Source organism: Nostoc sp. FACHB-888 (assembly GCF_014696655.1).
In the GTDB taxonomy this organism is placed as follows: Bacteria; Cyanobacteriota; Cyanobacteriia; order Cyanobacteriales; family Nostocaceae; genus Nostoc.
This window is the reverse complement of sequence record NZ_JACJQM010000245.1, coordinates 1-5440: the sequence shown is the minus strand read 5'-3', so window position 1 is coordinate 5440 and position 5440 is coordinate 1. Positions and strand designations below refer to the sequence as shown.

The window sequence follows — 5440 nt, the reverse complement described above, 5'->3', positions numbered from 1 at the left end:
CCTGGGGTAGATATAGCGTTGATACTGTTGGTAAATATAATACATAGTTGTGTCTTCAAGTATTACTTAAGCTCAAATCTTCAATGTCGTTGCAGCTTTTAGTTGTAACACTTTTGTTTATGCGTTTGTAACACTTTCGCCAACAGTATCATGTCATTCGCGAACTAAACTTCCCTTTCCACATCCTGTGAAAAGTCACGGTATCAGGGGGCGCAATTCGCTAGAGGGAAGCAGGTGCTGGATAAGTTGGTGCAAGCAAACGGGGAACATGAGGCAAAAGTTTAGTTGTCTTTGTAAGCGTGATCGCAGGAACTAAGACCATTCCTTGGCAACCTTACTGAGTATCTTAACTAATCTATAGATACGTATAGCCAATTAGTTCGCAAGTGTTATAAAAGACTTAGTTTTTAAGGATTTTATGGCAGTTAAGCAGATATATCACCTAATAAAAAACGGATGGGTAAAAGGCAATACTGTTCGGTTAAAAAAATTATCTGTTGAGGTAAGCAGGGGAAGCGGGGGGACAAGAGAAGCAAGGAAAGAGAAATTGCTTATCAAAAACTCTTTTTCCTCCCCTGCCTCAAAAGCTTATCCGAACCGTATTGGGGTAAAAGGTTTTTATAAAAATGAGAAAGGAGAGTTTGTTGCCATCCCTGAAGTGCCAAACGGCACGGTAAAGACTATTAGTTCTGTTCATAGTGGAATAGATTCAGTTTTTGGCATCACTTTAAGTGCGCTTGTCCTTGCTTGTGGGTTAACGACTGTTCCGGTACCAAATAATTCTTCTGCGAATACATCCACCCGTAATAAGCTGTTGTCGCTTTTTTCCAGTCAGATTGCAATATCAACTCCTACTTTTAAAACTACGGAACTAGAAAAATCCGTTTTTGAAGAAATTAATCGATATCGGGCTTCTAAAGGACTACCAAAATTGACCCTAAATGCAAATATCACTCGACAGGCAAGAATTCATAGCCAGAATATGGCTAAAGGTAAAACCCCATTTAGCCATCAGGGATTTGAAGGGCGAGTCAAAGCTATTCCTCTTCGCTACAATAGTGCGGCGGAAAATGTTGCTTTTAATCGGGGCTATAGTAACCCTGTAGAGGAAGCTGTTACTGGTTGGCTCAATAGTCCCGGGCATCTAATGAACCTTAAAGGAAATTATAACCTCACTGGAATTGGCGTTGCTACTAATAATCAAGGTGAAGTTTACCTTACACAGCTTTTCTTTCGCGCTAGATAGATTTAATTTCTGATTGTTTTGCACAATAGACATATTCGCAAATTAGTAAATATATGCTAGAAATAGGTTTTAGCCATTATTGAAGGCTGGCGATCGCTGACAATAGTCTGACGATAAAATAAAGGTTTCAAGGCTAACAGTCACATTTTTCTCAAAAGTTTTATCCAAAATAGACACTACCGTAATTGCACTGATAGTTTGCTATCCTCTGTTTATAATTTAAGTAAAAGCACGGTTACAATCATTATAACTTGTGAGCAAAGATATGGTATCTTTAGATAATTTAAATGATTTAAAGCTCACTGGAAATAATAATCAGAATAGTTGTTTCTAAGAGTCTACAATGAGTGTGCCTGTGTTGATTTTGTCAGTTTTTATCAAGCGATATTAAATTTTATATCAATATTGTTTGTCTTCATTGTGGAATAAAAAGTTAGAGCTTTCACCAAAGTCCATGAACAAATCCACATTGAAAAATGCCTTTGCAGGTATTGGTGCAATGGTTGCTGCAGTAAGTATTGGATACTTTGGAATTCAATATCTTGGGAGATACACTATGGTTGCTATAGGTGGAGGCATGATTGGCTTAAGTGCAGTGGCGTATCTAACTGAGGAATGGTTGTCTTCCCAACAATCATTATCAAAAACGCCAGTTATAAATGAACCTCAATCCAAATCTATATATATAAAAAAAAAGGTGAAAAAGGGGCATCATACCCCAAAAAATCAAAACAACGCTACAGTGAACAGTCAGCTTATTGTAGTAGGTTCAAGATTATTTAAGGCTGGAGTAAATCTCACAAAATCCACAAGCATACTTAAACCTTATGGGTACTGCCGTAGACGCCTTGTAATATGTCACAGAGCTAGAGTCAAGAGCTCCACAAAAACTCCTCCAACAAGCTAGATGCCATAAAAAAAGATGCTGTCCAATGCAATGATTACCTATCTTTGCCAGAGAAGAGCTAGACAATGCTGGAGAATAGGTAATAAGTTGGTCAAAATTTATAACCTATATTTACTGTACTTTCTGCTAGATGCTACAATAATTTGATTGAATTTAGTTATGTAAACTAAATCTATTCTAGCTAACTTTCTTTTAATTTCATCAAATTTAAAGGCTAAAAGCTTGAGCAATGATACAACAATGTTAATTGAGGATATTTTTCCATTATTATTATAAAAAGGGTGTTTCTAAAATATTTTTAAAATATAGATGTACGATTCGTTAAAAAGACTTAACGAGATAAGAAAACGGCTATTATAAAAAAATTATGAACCTTAAAGAGAAATTGTAAAAAGGTGTTTTAGAAGTTAAATCAAGTTCAAACTTATACAAGTTGTCTTATGAATTTAGAACAAATAATATTAGCAAAATTGCGTTTTTTTTCACCAGAAAAACAAAAAGAAGTGTTAAATTTTATCGAATTCCTTGACTCAAAAAATTCTGCAAATAAAACTTATTTGGAAGAAGGTTTGCAGGAAATTCGTACTAGGATTGTTACTTCAGGTAAAATTTTATTAAATGAAGATAACATAAGAAAGCAACTTGCTAATCGGGAAAGTGGACTACATGATAAAAAAGAATGAAAATTACTTGCAATTGCATAATCACTTTTTGCATTTTCAGTAGACCGAAAAATTTTGTGATAGCTCTATGATGAATACTTGCGAACCTGATTATTATCTAAAAAACTGCACTTTTTGATACAATTTTGGGAAAATTTGTTGAGAGATATTAATATAAGTAAAACTAATAGTTTGAAGACAAAGGTAAGGGTAGCTCTCGCACCAGAACAATGTTCTGGTTCTGTGTCTTGGAATTTTTGTAAAGTATTGAGGTGAAAAAGCAAAATTTTTGGCTTAAAGGATTAATTAGTTTGGCTATGACTGCGGCTACTCAGGTTTTAACCCATAATCAAACGTTAAAAGAAGTAGTTGACTATTTAGGAGAAAATGTTCCAATTAAAACTCAAGGTAATTGTGAACAACAAAATATATTTGAAATTTTAATTCGCGCTGCTACTCAAAGAGATACTATTGAGAACACTATCAAAATCTTAAAAAAGTACCGTATATGCGGTGCTGTTTCTTAAACCCTTTGTCAGTATGCTGTTCGAGGCTTAACGGGAAAAGTCAGGATCCTCTACTGGTATATGCCGTTTATGCCACGGAAGTTGATTGCCCAGAAAGTGAAACCCCTATAGAATGGATGTTGCTAACCACAGAAGTTGTCGCAGATATCCAGACAGCTTCTACAATTTTACGTTGGTATTCTTATCGGTGGAGAGTAGAAGAGTATCACAAAATTTTCAAGTCAGGCTGTCAGGTAGAAAGATACAGACTTGCTGCTGAAGGTATGAAGACCTTAATTGGTTTTTTGAGCGTGATTGCTGTTGAGCTTTTACAGTTAACTTATCTACACCGCACCCAGCCTTCCGCACCTGCCATTGAGATTCTTAATCCCCTTGAGCTTCGGATTTTAAAAGCTAAATCTCCCAAACTACCCACGATCCTAACAGTTAGTTGGGCTGTAGAAGCGATCGCTCGTCTTGGAGGTTATCTTGAACATCGACATAAAACCCCTATTGGTATCCAGGTACTATGGCGAGGTTGGTTAAAATTACACGACCTCTGTGAAGGTTGGCAGCTTGCAAAAGAGACTTAACGGTAAAAGTCAGAATTTACATGACTTTGAGCTTTAACTGAACCGTATTATACTAAATTCCGCAAAAATACGGTTATGCTGATTACCATTTGTGAGCAAAACTGTATTCATTTAGGTTACAGATTGCATCTATTACTCTAATGTAAACAGGATATATCTTTTATATCCTCGGTGTAAATATAAATATCTTTATAGTATTTACATCTTCCTTTCAGTTCTTCCAAATTTTTTTAGACGCACAGCATGGCTATTGTACAGTAAATAATCTCAATTTATTTCTTTATTACGGATGACTAACTATATTGCAATGATTCATATTATGGTCAGATGCTTTATATCATTTTCATTTTGACCTAACCCTGTTTTGTCACTCTCGGAAAACAATAATCGAAGCTAAATTCTGAGACTTTGATTTCATCAAGATTTGAAGCTTTATTTTCTAACAAAAACTAAATTTTATAGACAAAAGTTGGGAATTAAAGCCTCATAACCGTTTGAGCTATTGGATTTTTCCAAAGTGACAAAAGCGTCCGAGGAAAGCGATCGCATTCCCAATGGATGCAAAGAAATATTTCTGTTTCTTCCGAAGAGGGTTAATTAGACTCTGATAACATCCTCTTAAAAAAAAATGATTGCTAGCCGCATTGATCTCCGGCTGTAATCTTTACAATCTGTAAGAGAAAATAGTAACTTTTACCGAGGTAATCTATATTACCTTAATAAAAGCTGAGAAAAGCACTTCTAATCCAAAACGTATGTTAATCCCACGGTTTTTTAGTGCTATTGATGGTATGGCTCAGTTAGGAGCTGCTGATGGGCAATTTTTAGGGTTATTATCGAGTAAGCGAGATGATCCAAAGTCGATCAGTAATTTCTCTAGCATTTACGGTAGTTATTCAGGAACCAACAGTATGCGTAACAGGGCTGGATTGTACGGCAGTGAATTTGGTATGTACAGCCCTTACAACACTTCCTGTCTTAATCCCCCTGTCGCTTTTTTCAAAAATAAATTAATCCTAGTAGTCTCAAGGAATCCTTGCATTGAAACTAATGGCTTACCAGTTATTGATCCTGACTTTTTATTAGGTGTCTACGCACAACTGGGGTACCTACCCAGGGCAAACGCATCTAAATATTGACGAGCCTAAATCAGAGTGGAATTTAGCAAAACCCTAACGAATAAATTAGTTTTGGCACAAGTGAAGGTAGATGAGAAATCGAATGAGATTACACTTGAGTTTGGACTAATTGGCATTTAGTAGCAATGAATAGAAGTCTTCTGGTTGTGCCCAAAAGCTATGATCTCCAGCTAGAAATGGCTGTTCATCCATAGACTCATATCTTGCACCTGATAAAAACAATCAGTATTAACCAGGAATAAGAAAATAAAAGTAACATCTAAAAATGGAACTTATATTTTAAGTGTTAGTATAATAAACTACATTTAGTCTCGGAGTATACACAAATGATATATACAAAAACAGGAATAATGTCATCTGCATAGAGATATTTTTATATGTTCGTAA

5 protein-coding genes are annotated in these 5440 nt (G+C 35.5%); all 5 read left to right on the top strand.

Translation table 11 applies throughout. The features are described 5' to 3' along the window. The first annotated feature begins 703 nt into the window (after window positions 1-703). On the top strand, window positions 704-1246 hold the full coding sequence (locus H6G26_RS38000; protein WP_190736837.1) for a CAP domain-containing protein: 543 nt from the start codon (window positions 704-706) through the stop codon (window positions 1244-1246). 454 nt (window positions 1247-1700) lie between these two features. Next, a complete protein-coding gene (locus tag H6G26_RS37995; protein WP_190736835.1) occupies window positions 1701-2153 on the top strand; it encodes a hypothetical protein in 453 nt (150 codons plus the stop codon). A 440-nt stretch (window positions 2154-2593) separates the two neighbouring features. Next, window positions 2594-2836 carry a hypothetical protein gene (locus H6G26_RS37990; protein WP_190736834.1) on the top strand — a complete coding sequence of 81 codons (243 nt, stop codon included), beginning with the start codon at window positions 2594-2596 and terminating at the stop codon, window positions 2834-2836. 251 nt (window positions 2837-3087) lie between these two features. After that, window positions 3088-3342: a hypothetical protein gene (locus H6G26_RS37985; RefSeq protein ID WP_190736832.1), complete on the top strand. Its 255-nt coding sequence runs from the start codon at window positions 3088-3090 to the stop codon at window positions 3340-3342. Beyond that, window positions 3324-3914: an IS4 family transposase gene (locus tag H6G26_RS37980; RefSeq protein WP_199327265.1), complete on the top strand. Its 591-nt coding sequence runs from the start codon at window positions 3324-3326 to the stop codon at window positions 3912-3914. The genes H6G26_RS37985 and H6G26_RS37980 overlap by 19 nt, the downstream gene beginning before the upstream one ends. The last annotated feature ends 1526 nt before the right edge of the window (window positions 3915-5440 follow it).

Bases quoted from the DNA above. Each gene is read 5' to 3' on its own strand.
- H6G26_RS37980 (WP_199327265.1), top strand. From the start codon at position 3,324: ATGCGGTGCTGTTTCTTAAACCCTTTGTCAGTATGCTGTTCGAGGCTT.
- H6G26_RS37995 (WP_190736835.1), top strand. From the start codon at position 1,701: ATGAACAAATCCACATTGAAAAATGCCTTTGCAGGTATTGGTGCAATG.
- H6G26_RS37990 (WP_190736834.1), top strand. From the start codon at position 2,594: ATGAATTTAGAACAAATAATATTAGCAAAATTGCGTTTTTTTTCACCA.